Origin of the sequence: Brevibacterium renqingii (assembly GCF_017808095.1) — a bacterium.
Classification (GTDB): domain Bacteria; phylum Actinomycetota; class Actinomycetes; order Actinomycetales; family Brevibacteriaceae; genus Brevibacterium; species Brevibacterium renqingii.
Genome location: NZ_JADBHG010000003.1, coordinates 215,176 through 231,319 on the forward strand (window position 1 = coordinate 215,176; position 16,144 = coordinate 231,319).

Here is a 16,144-nt window from a genome sequence, read left to right on the forward strand (position 1 = left end):
GCCCGAACCCGAGGGCGGGGGACAGGAGGCCTCCTACGAGATGGACTTCGGCGATCAGGGACTGACCGGAGCCGAACGCGACCGGCTCGTGTCCGGGCAGGCGGAGACGGCCGAACGGGATGCGGAAGCGGCTCTGCGGCCCAAGGGCCTGGCCGACTTCATCGGCCAACCCCAGGTGCGTGAGCAGCTCTCGCTCGTCCTCGATGCGGCGAAAGCCCGGCAGAAGGCTCCTGACCATGTTCTGCTGTCCGGCCCGCCGGGACTGGGCAAGACGACCCTGGCGATGATCATCGCGCACGAGATGGGTTCGAGTCTGCGTGTGACGTCGGGTCCTGCCGTGCAGCACGCCGGTGATCTCGCCGCCATCCTGTCCTCCCTCGAGGAGGGCGAAGTGCTCTTCATCGACGAGATCCATCGGATGGCCCGCGCCGCCGAGGAGATGCTCTATGTGGCGATGGAGGATTTCCGCGTCGACGTCATCGTCGGAAAGGGCCCCGGCGCGACCGCGATTCCGCTCGATCTCCCGCAATTCACCCTCGTCGGGGCCACCACCCGTTCCGGCCTCCTGCCGGCACCGCTGCGCGACCGCTTCGGCTTCACCGCCCTGCTCGACTTCTACTCGAGCACGGATCTGCTCACGGTGCTCGAGCGCTCGGCCCGGATGCTCGGCATCGATGCGCAGCTGGCGGGGCTGGAGGAGATCTCCACCCGGTCCCGCGGCACACCGCGGATCGCGAACCGCCTGCTCCGCCGGGTCCGGGACTGGGCCCAGGTCAGAGGCAGCGGCGTCATCGACGAAGAGGCCGCCGTCAACGCCCTGCACGTGTACGAGGTCGACGCCCTCGGACTCGACCGCCTCGACCGCTCCGTGCTGCACGTGCTGTGCAAGCGCTTCGGCGGGGGACCGGTGGGGCTGGGAACTCTGGCCGTCTCGGTCGGCGAGGAGGCCGACACCGTCGAGACGGTGTCCGAACCGTATCTCGTGCGGGAGGGCCTCATCAGCCGCACACCACGAGGGCGCGTGGCCACCTCGGCGGCCTGGAAGCATCTGGAAATGCAGATCCCAGCAAATTATGAGTACTGAACCCCGCATATGAGTTCGCCATCGGCAGTGAGGACGAACTAAGCTGGTTCACTGGTTCATTCATATGAAAGGCTGATATCTGTGGATTTGTTGATCCCTCTTGCGCTTGCCGCGCTGCTCATCTTCTTCCTCTTCAATTCTCGGCGCAAGCAGAAAGCGCGTGCGGAGCAGATTAAGTCGGGTCTCGTCCCCGGTGCAACCGTGATGACCACCTTCGGTGTCTTCGGCACGGTCCTGTCGATCGACGAGGAGAGCAACCAGGTGACCATCGAATCCGGTCCCGGGACCGTTCTGCGAGTCCACCGCCAGGCCATCGGCCAGATCGAGAACCCCGAGGCCTCCGCTCCGGTCGATGCTCCCGTCGCCGACACTCCGGCCGCTGATGCGGCCCCTGCGGATCCGGCGGAGAAGCCGGCGATCACCGATGCCGAACTCGATGCCATGAACGCGCGCAAGCGCGCTGAGCAGGATTCGGAGTCCGAGACTGCGGACGCCGCCGATGAAGCCGATTCCGTCAGCGACGATGCGCCGGAGGCGACCGACGCCGATGCTGCGACGACGGAAGGCGAGGCACAGGACGCTGCCGAGATCGATTCGGACGTCGATGACGCCGACTCCTCCGATTCGGATACCGACAAGAAGAACTGATCCGTCCTCGCACTCTGCTCCCGATCGAAAGCTGAAACGTGTCCGATATCGAAGAAAAGCCACGTCCTGGTCTGCGCTTCCTGTGGCTGACGATCGTCACCCTGGTGCTCGCCGGCATCATCGCTGCCGGAGTCATCTGGTCGAACGCCACGACGACTCCCAAGCTCGCACTTGATCTCGAGGGCGGAACGTCGATCATCCTGGAACCGCAGGTGTCGAAGGGCACGGACATCAGCAAGGAGCAGCTCGACCAAGCCGTCGCCATCATCCGCCAGCGCGTTGACTCGACGGGTGTGTCCGAAGCGGAGATCACGACGCAGGGCGATCGCAACATCGTCGTGAATCTTCCGGGCAACCCCGATGAGGAGACGCGCAACCTCGTCCGCTCCTCCGCCCAGCTCGTGTTCCGCCGTGTGGCGCTGGTCGGCGATCCGCGCTCACAGGAGCAGATCCAGAAGGAACAGGAGAAGAGCGGCGACAGCGGCGACAAGTCCGGTTCCGATGACGGACTCAGCGACGAAGAGCGCAAGCGACTCGAGGACCTCACCGGCGCCGACGGCGGCGGTGACGGGCAGGGCCAGGACCAGGCTCCTTCCGGCGGCGGCGAAGTCGCGAAAGCAGGAGGCACGGCTGCGGACAAAGCCGATAAGGGCTCGAAGGATTCGAAGTCGGCCGGCGGCGGGAAAGAGTCCGCGGCCGAGGGCGCAGAGGGCAGCGGTTCGAGCGATGACACTAAGGTCACCGACTCGACGCCGCGGCCGCTGTTCGACCCCGAGAAGGATGCGAGCGAATGGCAGACCGATTCCATCATCAAGGAATACACCGAGCTCGACTGCACGGATCCGAAGAACCGCACGGGCGGTGAGCAGCAGCCCGCCGACAAGCCCGTCGTCTCGTGTTCTCACGACGGCAAGGCCAAATACATCCTCGGCCCGGTCGAACTCGCCGGCGACCACCTGGCCGATGCGAACGCCGGCTACGCCTCGGGTGCGAACGGCGTGCAGACCAACCAGCCTGCCGTCAACCTCGAATTCGACTCGACCGGACGGGAGATCTTCAAGCAGATCACCTCGGACATCACCGGAAAGCAGCAGCCGTACAACCAGTTCGCCATCGAACTCGACGGCCTCGTGCTCTCGGCGCCGAGCTCGAACGCGGTGATCTCCGACGGCAAGGCACAGATCACCGGCGACTTCAGTCTCGACGAGGCGCAGACACTGGCCGATCAGCTCAAGAACGGCTCCCTGCCGCTGAGCTTCCAGGTTCAGAGCGAGGATCAGATCTCACCGACGCTGGGTTCGAACTATCTCAAGATCGGTCTGCTCACGGGCCTCGTGGGCCTCCTCCTCGTCGTCGTCTACTCGCTGCTGCAGTACCGGGTGCTCGGCCTCGTCACGGTCTCGAGCCTCGTCGTCGCCGGTGTGCTCACCTATCTTCTTCTGCTTCTCGCGTCCTGGAGATACGGCTATCGCCTGTCGCTGGCGGGCGTGGCCGGTATCATCATCGGAATCGGTATGGCGGCGGACTCGTTCATCGTCTACTTCGAACGCGTCCGGGACGAGCTGCGCAGCGGCAGAAATCTGCTCTCGGCCGTGGAGGTCGGATGGGATCGGGCCAAGCGCACGATCTACGCCTCGAAGGCCGTGAACATGCTCGCCGCGGTCATCCTCTACATCCTGGCGGTCGGGTCGGTGCGCGGATTCGCCTTCACCCTGGGGCTGACCGTGATCATCGACGTGCTCATCGTCTTCCTCTTCACCCACCCGATGCTGCAGGTGCTGGCCCGGACGAAGTTCTTCGGCGAAGGCCACCCGATGTCGGGTATGGATCCGCGTCTGCTCGGAGTCAGACCCGCCGGCTATCGCGGTGCGCTCAACCTCTCCATCGACGATAAGGACAAGACCCCGGAAGCCAAGCGCCGGGAGAAGGCGCGTCTGCGCAAGGCCGGACTCGACGACGCAGAGGACTCCGCTGCCGACACCTCGGCCGCGACCACCGAGCCGGCGGCATCGTCGCCGGCGCCCGAGCCCGGCAAGAAGAAGCGGAAGTCGGCCGTCGGCGGTTCGATCGCCGAACGCAAGCGCAAGAAGACCGAGGGCTCTGAGACGGAGTCGGCCGCAGGCGGGCCCGAGGCGGAATCCGAGACGCCTGACACCGAGGCTCCTGACACCGAGGCTCCTGACACCGAGGCTCCTGACACCGAGGCTCCTGACACCGAGGCGGGGAACGCCTCCGCGAATGGGGCTTCAGCCGCGAACACGGCGAAGGACACGGCAGCCCGGTCCCGCCTGAACGGCGGATCGATCGCCGAACGCAAAGCGGCGGCGCGACGCGCCGCCGAGGACACAGCTGCCGACGAGGGCAAGGAGGCAGACAAGTGAAACGGTTCTTTGCCTGGGGCAACCGCCTCCACAGCGGCGAATCATCGATCCCCTTCGTCGGCAAGGCGAAGCTGTGGTTGGGAATCGCCGGAGTCCTCGTGATCCTCTCCCTGCTCGTCCCCCTCGTCGCCGGATTCAACTTCGGCATCGCCTTCAAGGGCGGTTCGCAGTTCCAGGTCGACCACGTCACCGACACCTCCGCCGCGAAGGGCGAGAAGATCGTCACCGATGTGGTCCCCGCCTCCGAACCCAGACTGACGCCGACGAGCGACACGGCCGTGCAGATCGAGACGAACCAGCTCACAGACGCTCAGATGCAGGAAGTCCGCGACGCGCTCGTCGCCGGCTACGACGCCGAGCCCCAAGAGGTCACCTCGACCTTCGTCGGACCCGAATGGGGCCAGGACGTGACCTCGAAGATGATCCGTGCACTCGTGATCTTCGTGGGGATCGCCTTGGTCGTGATGGCCCTGTACTTCCGCACGTGGAAGATGTCGATCGCCGCCATCGTCGGGCTCTTCGCCGTGATGATCGTGACCATGGGCATCTACTCGGCCACCGGCTTCGAAGTCACCCCCGAAGCCATCATCGGCTTCCTCACCGTGCTCAGCTTCTCGCTCTACGACACGGTCGTGGTCTTCGACAAGATCCGCGAGAACACTGCCCGATTCCAGGACAAGCGCAAGCTGAAGTTCTCTGAACTGGTCAACCTCGGCGTGAACCAGACGACGGTGCGCTCGATCAACACCTCGGTGGTGTCCGTGCTGCCGATCGCCTCGATCCTGTTCATCGGAGTGTTCCTGCTCGGCGCCGGCACCCTCGTCGATATCTCTCTGTCGCTGTTCATCGGTACGATAGTGGCAGCCGCGTCGACGCTGTTCGTCGCCAGCCCGCTCTATGCGCTCCTTCGCGCCAACGAACCGGCGGTGCAGGAGCAGGAGAAGGCCGTGCGTGAACTACGCTTGAAGAACGGGGATGCAGACGTCCCACCGGTGATCCACTCCGAAGTCTGACCCCGAGAGAGGAGATGTTGTGGCTTCGTCCGCTGAATCGCGCCGTCCGCGAGGCATCTCCCGCTTAGCCTGGTGGGCGGCCAGGGCACAGAACAACCCCGGCTACCCACGAGTGCTCGGCCCGATGATCCGGGCCCTGCAGTCGAACCATCCGAAAGCGGACATCGACCTCGTCGTGCGAGCCTACAAGGTCGCCGAGGAGGCCCACCGCGGGCAGACCCGGAAGTCCGGCGACGCCTACATCACGCATCCGATCGCGGTGGCGACCATCCTCGCCGAGATCGGCATGCTCCCGGTCACCCTCGCCGCGGCTCTGCTCCACGACACCGTCGAGGACACCTCCTATTCGCTCGACGAGCTGACCGAGGAGTTCGGCTCCGAGGTCGCGGCCATGGTCGACGGGGTGACCAAGCTCGACAAGCTCACCTACGGCCAGGCCGCCCAGTCCGAGACCGTGCGCAAGATGATCGTGGCCATGGCCAAGGACATCCGGGTGCTCGTCATCAAACTCGCCGATCGCCTGCACAATGCTCGGACGTGGCGATTCGTCCCGGCCTCGTCGAGCACGAAGAAGGCCCGCGAGACCCTCGACATCTACGCCCCGCTGGCCCACCGTCTGGGCATGAACACGATCAAATGGGAACTCGAGGACCTGTCCTTCCAGGTGCTGCACCCGAAGGTCTACGACGAGGTCGTGCGACTCGTCGCCGATCGCGCCCCCGAGCGCGAGAAGTACCTGGCGACCGTGTCGAGCGAACTCCAGTCCGAACTCAGGGAATCGGGGATCGAAGCCGCGATCACAGGTCGTCCGAAGCACTACTACTCGATCTACCAGAAGATGGTCGTGCGCGGACACGAGTTCGCCGACATCTACGATCTCGTCGGCGTCCGCGTGCTCGTGGAGTCGGTGCGCGAATGCTATGCCACCCTCGGCATCGTCCACTCCCGGTGGAATCCGGTGCCGGGCAGGTTCAAGGACTACATCGCGATGCCGAAGTACAACATGTACCAGAGCCTGCATACGACGGTCATCGGACCCAACGGCAAACCGGTCGAGATCCAGATCCGCACCCATGAGATGGACCGACGTGCCGAGTTCGGCGTGGCCGCCCACTGGAAGTACAAGGACCTGGGCAAATCGTCGAAGGCGGTGACGTCGAACACCGCACGCTCGGTGAAGGTCTCGGACGCCGGCGAAGTTGACGATGCGGCCTGGCTGCGGCAGCTGCTGGACTGGCAGCGCGAGGTCAGCGACCCCGACGAGTTCCTCGACAGCCTCCGCTACGAGGTCAACTCGAAAGAGGTCTATGTCTTCACGCCCAAAGGCGATGTGATGAGTCTGCCGGCCGGTGCCACACCCATCGACTTCGCCTACGCCGTGCACACCGAGGTGGGCCACAAGACGATGGGTGCACGCGTCAACGGCCGTCTCGTGGCTCTGGACACGGAGCTGAAGAACGGCGACTCGGTCGAGGTGTTCACCTCGAAGGACGAGAACGCGGGCCCCAGCCGTGACTGGCTCGGGTTCGTCAAGAGCCCCCGTGCGCGCAGCAAGATCCGCCAGTGGTTCTCCAAGGAGCGCCGCGAAGAGGCGATCGAGAACGGTCGCGAACAGCTGGCTCGGGCGATGCGCAGGCACACGATCTCCGCCGCCTCGCTGATGAGCCAGGAAGCTCTCCAGGTAGTCGCGACGGAACTGCGTCTGCCCGATGTCAGCGCACTCTACGCCGCGATCGGCAACGGCGTGTCCTCGGCGCAGCACGTCGTCGATCTGCTCGCCAAAGAGGTCGGTGAGGACGACGAAGAGGTCGTGCTGCCTCCGGAGCCGCGCAATCGCACCGGTCAGTCATCGGGGCACCATTCTTCGTCCGAAGGCGTCACCGTCAAGGGCGTCGACGATGTGCTCGTCAAACTCGCCCGCTGCTGCACTCCGGTTCCCGGCGACGAGATCCTCGGCTTCGTCACCCGCGGATCGGGGGTGTCCGTGCACCGTGTCGACTGTCCGAACGTCGTCTCCCTCGAACGCGAGCCCGAACGGATGGTCGAGGTCGAATGGGGCGAGAAGACCAGCGGCATCTATCTCGTCCAGATCCAGGTCGAAGCACTCGACCGGTCGGGCCTGCTCTCCGACATCACCAAGGTGCTCACCGACACGCATGTGAACATCCTCTCTGCGTCCGTGGGCACCTCGAGAGCACGGGTGGCGCAGTCGAAGTTCGTGTTCGAGATGAGCGACGCCAGCCATCTCGACACCGTGCTCTCGGCGGTGCGCAAGGTCGAAGGCGTCTTCGACGTCTATCGCATCTCCGGCGGCTGATCGGTCCGAGGGCATCCGGCAGCTGCTCGTCTCCGAGGGCACCCGGCAGTGTCAGGCGGTCGCCGATGTGCTCCGGCGATCTCCGGCTGTGTCAGGATCGGTGCCCGTCGAGGAGTGAGCGCATCTGCGCCACGAACGGCCGGCGCGAGACGGCGTCGAGATAGAGCCTGAATCGGTAGGCCAGACCTTCGGGGATCTCCCTGACGATTCCGCGCAGCATCTGCGCGGACTGCGATCGCGGCTGCCGGAGATGGGGGAGGAGCAGGTCATAGAGCGTCCTCTCCTCCACAGTGATCGGCAGCCGGCCGATGAACTGCCACTCGTCATCGGCCAGAGCGATCTCATGGACTGCGAAACCGTCGTCGGCGACCCAGCGGCGCCGCGGCAGAGTGATGAAGCTCAACGGCGACGGCGCCCGACCCAGACCACGGTGCACCCACCAGGCGCTGTCATGGGAGAGGGCCAGTCCGGGCGGGACGAGAGACTGCAGGGCCGCCATCCGGTCCACGGGCGAGAGGATCGCGCCCTTGCGCACCCAGGTCGACTCGGTGAGACGGATGAGCAGACCGTCGAGGGTGAGCTCGGTGAGATGTTCGTACCCGTAGTCACGCAGATGAAACAACGCCTCCATACGCCGACTATCGTCGAGCATGGAGGCGTTGACAAGAGCCGTGGCAGACGCTGTGGACGAGTGCGGACTCGAACGTCAGGTCCTGTGGACAGGCCGTCAGGGCCTCACTCAGTCGAGTTCGGCCGCGGTCTGGGCCACCTGGTCCCTCCAAGCCCGGCGAGCGTCGAGAGCGGACTGCGCCTCGGCGACGGTCTTCTCATCACCGCCGGCACGAGCGGTTTCGAGCTTCTTCTCGAGCTCGAGAATCGAGTCGTCGAGCTGGCTCAGTGCGCCGGAGGTGCGGGCCTTCGTCTCCGGATTGCTGCGCTGCCACGCGGCCTCCTCGGCCTCGGACAGGGCACGCTCGACCTCACGCAGACCGTTCTCCATCCGTGAGATGTCAGCCCGGGGGACCTTACCGGCCTCTTCCCACTCATCCTGAATGGCCCGCAGCTCCTTCTTCGCGGCGACCGGGTCCGTGATCGGCAGCAGCGCCTGCGCCCTCTTCAGCAGCTGCTCCTTGACGACGAGATTGCCTCTGTACTCCTCATCGAGCGCGGCGTTCTCGGCATCCCGGGCGGAGAAGAACACGTCCTGCGCCGCGCGGAAGCGTGCCCACAGGGCGTCGTCGTCCTTCCGGGAGGCACGCGGGGCCCGCTTCCATTGGGTCATGAGCTCTTTGTACTTCTGGGACACGGAGCGGAAATCGGTCGATGCCGACAGCGATTCAGCCTCGGCGACGATCTTCTCCTTGATCCGCTTGCCCTCGGCGTTGAGCTTGTCGAGTTCTGCGAAGAACTCCTTGCGCTTGTGCTCGAAAGTGCTCCGCGCCTGTGAGAAGCGTCCCCACAGCTCCTGGTCGACCGAACGCGGCAGGCGAGGCCCGCTGCGCTGCATTTCCTTCCACTGCGCGAAGAGTTCGCGCAGCCGCGCACCCGACTGCTTCCACTGGATCTTCGAAGGATCCTGCTTGGCCAGCGCTTCGGCCTCGGCGACGAGCTCCTCTCGGTCCTCGGCGGCGGCGAGCTTCGCGGCCTGAGCGCGGGCGGCCTGCCGGGACTCCGTGGCCTCGGCATCGGAGATGAGAGTGTCGAGTGTCGCACTCAGGTTCTTGAGATCACCGACGACATTGGCCTCCGGCAGCGATTCCTGCAGGGTGGTGGCGGCCGAGGCGATCTCGCGGCCCGGGGCGCCGGCTGAGAGGCGATTGCGCAGCAGGACCGCGCTCTCGACGAGCTCGACGTACTTCTTCGCGAAGTATTCGAGAGCCTCTTCAGGGGTGGCATCCGGATACTGACCGACGGGACGTTCGCCGTCCGGGGTGGTGACGAACACACTGCCGTCGGCATCGGCACGACCATGCCCCACCGCGCGGGCCACCTCGGCATCGTGGTCGACATGGCTGGCGTTGACCACCTGCGCCGCCTGCGGGCGGGGCAGGGATGACGGGCGGGGGGTCGGCTTCGGTGTCGGGGTCGACATGGTTCTCACCTTGTTTCCATCGGTCGAACCGGCAGGTCTTCACACCCGCCGATCACTCGATTGTGGGATAGACGTTATCCCAGCATAACCATCAGCGAGCCTGTGGATAGACTTTGCTCATGGATGTGTTGACAACCCACGCTGAATTCCTCGACGTCAACTGCTATGCCGTGCGCGCCGAGGGGCGCAGCGACTGCATACTCATCGACTCCGGCTACGACTGCGCTCCGGCTCTCGAGCGTCTGCTTGCCGAAGAGAGCCTGGCCCCACAGGCGATCTTCCTCACCCATGGCCACCCGGACCACATCCTGGGGCTGAACAACGTGCTCGCCCGCTGGAATGTGCCCGTCCACCTCGGCGGGGCCGATCGATATCGGCTGGATCGACCGGCGACGATGCTCAGCCCGCAGTTCGCGCAGATGCTCGCCCCGCTGGTCGAAGGGTGGGCGGCGCCCGAGGTGACCGACATCGCCGACGGCGAGAACTTCGAAGTGGCGGGACTGACGGTCACGGCCGTCTCCGCCCCCGGACACACCGAAGGGTCGATGCTGCTGCGCGTCGTCGCCGATGCCGAGGAGATCATCTTCACCGGAGACGTCGTCTTCGCCGGAGCCATCGGCCGCGTCGACCTGCCCGGGGGAGACGCTCGGGCGATGCAGGACTCGCTGCGGGCCTTCGCGGCCCTGCCGGACGTTCCCATCTATCCTGGACACGGTCCAGCGTCACGGGTCGGACGAGAACTGGCCACGAACCCCTTCTTCTGACCCACGACCGCGCCGGTGCCAGCGCCGGACCGCGGACCATCCGAACCTCACACCGCAACCGCACCGAAAGCAAGGAGCACCATGGCGAAGTCAGCCCGTCTGTCCGGATTCCCGGAACGACTTCCGGCCGAACGCGTGATCGAGAAGGCCATCATCGACACCCTCGAGCACACCTTCGCCCTGCACGGGTTCTCCGCCCTCAACCACCGCGCCGTCGAACCGATCAGTCAGCTGGCGAAGGACGGGGAGATCGACAAGGAGATCTTCGCCGTCTCCCGCCTGCACTCCGACGGTGCCGACCGCAACCCGCTGGGTCTGCACTTCGACCTCACCGTGCCTCTGGCGCGGTATGTCGCCGACAACGCCAATGAGCTGAGCTTCCCGTTCAAGACGGCTCGCGTGCAGCCTGTCTGGCGAGGGGAGCGACCGCAGGCCGGCCGCTACCGCGAATTCATCCAGGCCGATATCGACGTCATCGCCGACACGGAGCTGCCCGGGCATTTCGAAGTCGAGATCCCGCTGGCCGTCGCCGACGCCTTCTCCCGACTCGCGCCCCTGGGGGTGCCGGGCATCAAGATCGTCGTCAACGATCGCCGGCTCCTCGAAGGCTTTGCCCGCGGCATCGGCCTGACGGACATCCAGGCGGTGCTGCGCTGCCTGGACAAGTACGACAAGATCGGGCCCGAAGAGGTCGGGAAGCTCCTCGCCGCCGAGGCCGGTGCCGACGAGAGCCAGCAGCGGCTGTGCCTGCAGCTGGCTGCCATCGAATCAGCCTCCCCGGCCTTCGCCGACGAAGTGCGCGCTCTCGGAGTGGAGCACCCGCTGCTCGACGATGGGCTCGAATCGCTGACGACCCTGCTTCGGGCCGCCCACGAACGGGCCCCCGGAGTCGTCGTCGCGCAGCTCAAGATCGCTCGCGGGCTCGACTACTACACCGGCGCCGTCTATGAGACACAGCTGATCGGACACGAAGAGCTCGGCTCCGTGTCCTCCGGCGGCCGCTACGATTCGCTCGTGAGCGTGGGCAAGAAGAACTACCCCGGAGTCGGGATGTCCATCGGAGTCTCCCGCCTCATGGCCTTCGTCCTCGGCGAGGACTCCGGTGTCCGCGCCACTCGGGGAACTCCCTCTGCGGTGGTCGTGGCGGTGACCGACGAGGACGGTCGCGGCGCGGCCGATGCCGTGGCCACAGCGCTGCGGGCCCGTGACATCCCGTGCGAGGTCTCGCCGAGCGCCGCGAAGTTCGGCAAGCAGATCCGCTACGCCGAACGACGCGACATACCCTTCGTGTGGTTCACCGACGGTGATTCCGGCCACGAGGTCAAGGACATCCGCAGCGGAGAGCAGACGCCGGCCGATCCGGCCACATGGGCGCCGAGCGCAGACGACCTCTGGCCGCGCGTGTACAGGGCCTGATTCATAAGCGACTATCATTGTTCAGGCGCTGACACATCAATATCACTAAGGAGTCCTAGGTGCTGCGAAGCCACGAAGCCGGAAGCCTGCGAGCCGAGAACGCAGGACAAACCGTCACCCTCACCGGGTGGGTCGATCGTCGTCGCGATCACGGAGGTGTGGCCTTCATCGATCTGCGTGACGCTTCGGGAATCGTGCAGGTCGTCGTCCGGGAAGACGATGCTCACCAGCTGCGCAACGAAACCGTGGTCAAGGCCACAGGCACCGTCTCGGTCCGCCCCGAAGGGAACACGAACCCGAACCTGCCTACGGGCGAGATCGAGGTCGTTGACACCGCCGTCACGGTGCTCTCCGAGGCTTCGGCTCTGCCGTTCCAGGTCTCCGACCACGCCGAGGACTCCGGCACCGTGGGGGAGGAGAACCGTCTGCGCTACCGCTACCTGGACCTGCGCCGCTCGGGTCCGGCGGCGGCGATCCGTCTGCGTTCGGACGTCAACAAGGCGGCCCGCTCGGTGCTCGATGCGCACAGCTTCGTCGAGATCGAGACTCCGACTCTGACCCGATCGACTCCCGAGGGCGCCCGCGACTTCCTCGTGCCCGCCCGGCTCAGGCCCGGCTCCTGGTACGCCCTGCCGCAGTCTCCACAGCTGTTCAAGCAGCTGCTCCAGGTCGCAGGCATGGAGAGGTACTACCAGATCGCGCGCTGCTACCGTGATGAGGACTTCCGCGCCGATCGCCAGCCCGAGTTCACCCAGCTCGACATCGAAGCCTCCTTCGTCGAGCAGGAGGACGTCATCGCCCTGGCCGAGGAGATCCTCACCGCGCTGTGGAAGCTCATCGGACACGAGATCACCACCCCGATCCCGCACATCACCTACCACGAGGCGCTGGAGAAGTACGGTACGGACAAACCGGACCTGCGCTTCGGGCTCGAGCTGCACAACCTCACCGAATTCTTCGCCGACACCCCGTTCCGGGTCTTCCAATCGCCCTATGTCGGCTCCGTCGTCTATCCCGGCGGCGGATCTCTGCCGCGCCGTCAGCTCGACGGCTGGCAGGACTGGGCCAAGCAGCGCGGCGCCAAGGGACTGGCCTATGTGCTCGTCGGCGAGGACGGGACCCTGTCCGGACCCGTGGCCAAGAACATCTCCGAGACGGAGAAGGCCGGCCTCGTCGCCGCCGCCGGAGCGAGTCCGGGCGATGCGATCTTCTTCGCCGCCGGGGACGCGAACTCCTCCCGCGCGCTGCTCGGTGCCGCCCGCAACGAGATCGCCGAGCGGACCGGTCTGATCGAGGACGGCGACTGGGCATTCGTCTGGGTCGTCGACGCGCCGCTGTTCGAATCGGCCGCTGATGCTCAGGCCGCCGGTGACGTCGCCGTGGGCGAGGGCGCATGGACCGCCGTTCACCACGCCTTCACCGCGCCGAAGCCGGAATTCCTCGACAGTCTCGAATCCGATCCGGGCAGTGCTCTGGCCTACGCCTATGACATCGTGTGCAACGGCAACGAGATCGGCGGCGGGTCCATCCGCATCCACCGACCCGAGGTCCAGGAACGCGTGTTCAAGATCATGGGCATCTCCGAAGAGGAAGCGGCCGAGAAGTTCGGCTTCCTCCTCGAAGCCTTCAAATTCGGCGCGCCCCCGCACGGTGGCATCGCATTCGGCTGGGACCGCATCGTCTCCCTGCTGGCCGGTGTCGACTCGATCCGCGAGGTCATCGCCTTCCCGAAGTCCGGCGGCGGCTTCGACCCGCTGACCCAGGCACCGGCACCGATCACCGATGCCCAGCGTGCCGAGGCGGGTGTGGACTTCGAGCCGGAAGACGTCGACGCCGAGGCCTGATGAGCCAGGAACCGAATCTGTTCTCCGACGGCCCGGACCAGGAACCGCCTGGTCCGGGCTTCACCGGTTCTGCGAACAGCTCTTCCGGCCGGGCGCTGGACCCCCTGGCCGTGCGGATGCGTCCGCGCACGCTGAGCGAGGTCGTCGGGCAGGAGCATCTGACCTTCCCCGGCTCCCCGCTCAACCAGCTCGTCGAGGCCAGCGGGGGAGACCGGGCGGGGGCCTCCTCGGTGATCCTGTGGGGCCCGCCGGGCGTCGGGAAGACGACTCTGGCGCATGTGATCTCCCATGCTCCGGGACGCACCTTCGTCGAACTCTCCGCGATCACCGCCGGGGTCAAGGACGTGCGGCAGGTGATCGAGAACGCCCGTCGCGAAAGGGAGATGTACGGTCGCACGACGGTGCTCTTCCTCGACGAGATCCACCGCTTCTCCAAGGCCCAGCAGGACGCCCTGCTGCCGGCGGTGGAGAACCGTCTGGTCGTCCTCGTCGCAGCCACCACGGAGAATCCCTCGTTCTCCGTCATCTCGCCGCTGCTCTCACGCTCACTCATGCTCACCCTCCGTCCCCTCGACGATGCCGCGGTGGGCAACCTGCTGGACCGTGCGATCGAGAGCGAACGGGGCCTGGCCGGGCAGTTCGAGCTCGCCGCCGAGGCCCGCGACTTCATCGTCCGCATCGCTGGAGCCGATGCTCGGCGTTCCCTGACAGTGCTCGAGGCGGCCGCAGGGATCGCCGCGGCCCAGGCCGCGGCCGGTCGGGCCGGCGAGGACGATGAGGTCAACGAGGCCGAGGACGGCGAAGAGGCCGAGACGCCGATCCGCATCACCGAACAGGCCTGCGCCGAGGCGAGCAGCGAGACCGTGCTGCGCTACGACCGCAACGGCGATCAGCACTACGACGTCGTCTCCGCGTTCATCAAATCCATCCGCGGCTCCGACGTCGACGCGGCGCTGCACTATCTGGCGCGGATGATCGTCGCGGGTGAGGATCCGCGCTTCATCGCCCGCCGGGTCGTCATCTCCGCCGCTGAGGACATCGGCATGGCCGACCCGCAGGCGCTGCCCATCGCCGTCGCGGCATCCACCGCCGTACAGAACATCGGCATGCCCGAAGGTCGGATCCCGCTCGCCGAGGCCGTCACCTACCTGGCTCTGGCACCGAAGTCGAACGCCAGCTACCGCGCACTCGACGCCGCCATCGCCGACGTGAAGAACGGCCTGGCAGGGCAGGTGCCGACCCACCTGCGCGACGCCCATTATCCGGGTGCCAAGGAACTCGGCCACGGTCACGGATACAAGTACTCACACGACTACCCGCACGGGGTGGCCGATCAGGAGTATCTGCCCGAGACGCTGCGGGGCAGGCGCTACTACACGCCGAGCACGAACGGCATGGAACGGTCGATGGCCGAACGGCTGGAGAACCTCAACCGCCTCCTGCGACCCTGACCTTCGAAGACGCCGCCGTCGAAAGCCACGATGGGTGACAGGCCGACCGCTTCGAGTGGGCGGGGAGTCGGGAAGATCACAGTCGCGGACGCGCCGATCGGCTTTGCGGCGGACCGCGCGCACCCGCTAGGATTGACAGCTGTTGTGCCTGCACCCTAAAGGCGGTCGGTGCGAGCGGATCTCGACGCTCAATCCCTCTTTCCCATCCGGGGAAACAACGGTTGCGATCAGGGCGAGAACCTCAGGCCGGTCGTGACGAACCATATTGATGAAAGGTAATACAGTGCCAGCACCAGCACGCAACCGCCGCATGACGCGCCTCTCGCGCGCCCTCGGCATTGCTCTGACACCCAAGGCCGAGAAGTACTTCGAGCGTCGTCCTTACCCTCCGGGCGAGCACGGCCGCGCCCGTCGTCGCAATGACAGCGACTACTCGGTCCGCCTCAAGGAGAAGCAGCGTCTGCGCGCGCAGTACGGCGTCCGTGAGGCTCAGATGCTCAAGACCTACAAAGAAGCCAGCCGCCTCCCCGGTCTGACCGGTGAGACCATGGTCGAGCTCCTCGAATCGCGTCTCGACGCCCTCGTCCTGCGCGCCGGCTTCGCCCGCACCATGGCCCAGGCCCGCCAGTTCGTCGTGCACCGTCACATCACGGTCGACGGACAGCGCGTGGACCGTCCCTCCTTCCGCGTGAAGGAAGGCCAGACCATCCAGGTGCACGAGCGTTCGGCATCGATGGATCCGTTCCAGGTCGCTGCCGCCGGCGGCCACAAGGACGTCCTGCCCGCAGTCCCGGGCTACCTCAACGTCAACCTCGAGGGCCTGCAGGCCACCCTGCTGCGCACCCCGAAGCGCGAAGAGGTGCCGGTCACCTGCGACGTGCAGCTCGTCGTCGAGTTCTACTCGCGCTGATCGGCTGAGCGAAACGCAGAGCGTCACCACGACTGCCCGGGACCGCTGGTTCCGGGCAGTCGTGCATTCACCGCAAGAGCGGCCGCTGGGCCGGAGCACGGTTCACGACGGGCCGGGCACGGCGGGTCGGCGTCGGCACGCCGCGCGGCCTCGCATATTGTGGTTGAGCCATTAAACTAGTCCCTGGTAAGTGCGGGTACGCATGAGTGAGTGCCGGTACGCAC

At 66.1% G+C, this 16,144-nt stretch carries 12 protein-coding genes; 10 read left to right on the forward strand and 2 right to left on the reverse strand.

What is annotated here, in order from left to right; genetic code table 11:
* Positions 1–40: 40 nt before the first annotated feature.
* The 5 genes from ruvB (at position 41) to IIE29_RS08420 (ending at position 7,443) form a co-directional block, all read left to right on the forward strand.
* Positions 41–1,084 carry a Holliday junction branch migration DNA helicase RuvB gene (gene ruvB, locus IIE29_RS08400; protein ID WP_209324928.1) on the forward strand — a complete coding sequence of 348 codons (1,044 nt, stop codon included), beginning with the start codon at positions 41–43 and terminating at the stop codon, positions 1,082–1,084.
* An 81-nt stretch (positions 1,085–1,165) separates the two neighbouring features.
* Positions 1,166–1,732 (forward strand): preprotein translocase subunit YajC, encoded by a 567-nt coding sequence (yajC, locus tag IIE29_RS08405; protein WP_343071848.1) that lies wholly within the window; start codon positions 1,166–1,168, stop codon positions 1,730–1,732.
* A gap of 38 nt (positions 1,733–1,770) precedes the next feature.
* Complete coding sequence (secD, locus tag IIE29_RS08410) at positions 1,771–4,113, forward strand: protein translocase subunit SecD (RefSeq protein WP_343071849.1); 2,343 nt, start codon at positions 1,771–1,773, stop codon at positions 4,111–4,113.
* The gene (gene secF, locus IIE29_RS08415) at positions 4,110–5,126 is read left to right on the forward strand and encodes a protein translocase subunit SecF (RefSeq protein ID WP_209324787.1); all 1,017 of its coding nucleotides are present in this window, start codon (positions 4,110–4,112) and stop codon (positions 5,124–5,126) included. The genes secD and secF overlap by 4 nt, the downstream gene beginning before the upstream one ends.
* A 19-nt stretch (positions 5,127–5,145) precedes the next feature.
* Positions 5,146–7,443, forward strand: coding sequence for a RelA/SpoT family protein (locus IIE29_RS08420; RefSeq protein WP_209324788.1), 2,298 nt, complete (start codon positions 5,146–5,148; stop codon positions 7,441–7,443).
* A gap of 91 nt (positions 7,444–7,534) precedes the next feature.
* Here IIE29_RS08420 and IIE29_RS08425 read toward each other — a convergent pair whose 3' ends face one another.
* Together IIE29_RS08425 and IIE29_RS08430 are read right to left on the reverse strand one after the other, a co-directional pair.
* Positions 7,535–8,074: a hypothetical protein gene (locus IIE29_RS08425; RefSeq protein WP_209324789.1), complete on the reverse strand. Its 540-nt coding sequence runs from the start codon at positions 8,072–8,074 to the stop codon at positions 7,535–7,537.
* 108 nt (positions 8,075–8,182) lie between these two features.
* Positions 8,183–9,535, reverse strand: a complete 1,353-nt coding sequence (locus tag IIE29_RS08430; protein WP_209324790.1) for a DUF349 domain-containing protein — start codon at positions 9,533–9,535, stop codon at positions 8,183–8,185.
* A gap of 119 nt (positions 9,536–9,654) precedes the next feature.
* Here IIE29_RS08430 and IIE29_RS08435 point away from each other — a divergent pair, with 119 nt between their 5' ends.
* From IIE29_RS08435 to rpsD, 5 genes are all read left to right on the forward strand, one after another.
* Positions 9,655–10,299 (forward strand): MBL fold metallo-hydrolase, encoded by a 645-nt coding sequence (locus IIE29_RS08435; RefSeq protein WP_209324791.1) that lies wholly within the window; start codon positions 9,655–9,657, stop codon positions 10,297–10,299.
* An 81-nt stretch (positions 10,300–10,380) separates the two neighbouring features.
* Positions 10,381–11,715 carry a histidine--tRNA ligase gene (gene hisS / locus IIE29_RS08440; RefSeq protein WP_209324792.1) on the forward strand — a complete coding sequence of 445 codons (1,335 nt, stop codon included), beginning with the start codon at positions 10,381–10,383 and terminating at the stop codon, positions 11,713–11,715.
* A gap of 59 nt (positions 11,716–11,774) precedes the next feature.
* A complete protein-coding gene (aspS, locus tag IIE29_RS08445; RefSeq protein ID WP_209324793.1) occupies positions 11,775–13,559 on the forward strand; it encodes an aspartate--tRNA ligase in 1,785 nt (594 codons plus the stop codon).
* Positions 13,559–15,010 (forward strand): replication-associated recombination protein A, encoded by a 1,452-nt coding sequence (locus IIE29_RS08450; protein WP_209324794.1) that lies wholly within the window; start codon positions 13,559–13,561, stop codon positions 15,008–15,010. The genes aspS and IIE29_RS08450 overlap by 1 nt, the downstream gene beginning before the upstream one ends.
* Positions 15,011–15,320: 310 nt before the next feature.
* Positions 15,321–15,920 (forward strand): 30S ribosomal protein S4, encoded by a 600-nt coding sequence (gene rpsD, locus IIE29_RS08455; RefSeq protein WP_209324931.1) that lies wholly within the window; start codon positions 15,321–15,323, stop codon positions 15,918–15,920.
* Positions 15,921–16,144: the final 224 nt, after the last annotated feature.

What these genes read in the sequence shown, in the direction of transcription:
- IIE29_RS08430 (WP_209324790.1), bottom strand. Translation starts at nt 9,535, where the DNA reads ATGTCGACCCCGACACCGAAGCCGACCCCCCGCCCGTCATCCCTGCCC.
- IIE29_RS08450 (WP_209324794.1), top strand. Translation starts at nt 13,559, where the DNA reads ATGAGCCAGGAACCGAATCTGTTCTCCGACGGCCCGGACCAGGAACCG.
- IIE29_RS08425 (WP_209324789.1), bottom strand. Translation starts at nt 8,074, where the DNA reads ATGGAGGCGTTGTTTCATCTGCGTGACTACGGGTACGAACATCTCACC.
- ruvB (WP_209324928.1), top strand. Translation starts at nt 41, where the DNA reads ATGGACTTCGGCGATCAGGGACTGACCGGAGCCGAACGCGACCGGCTC.
- hisS (WP_209324792.1), top strand. Translation starts at nt 10,381, where the DNA reads ATGGCGAAGTCAGCCCGTCTGTCCGGATTCCCGGAACGACTTCCGGCC.
- rpsD (WP_209324931.1), top strand. Translation starts at nt 15,321, where the DNA reads ATGACGCGCCTCTCGCGCGCCCTCGGCATTGCTCTGACACCCAAGGCC.
- IIE29_RS08435 (WP_209324791.1), top strand. Translation starts at nt 9,655, where the DNA reads ATGGATGTGTTGACAACCCACGCTGAATTCCTCGACGTCAACTGCTAT.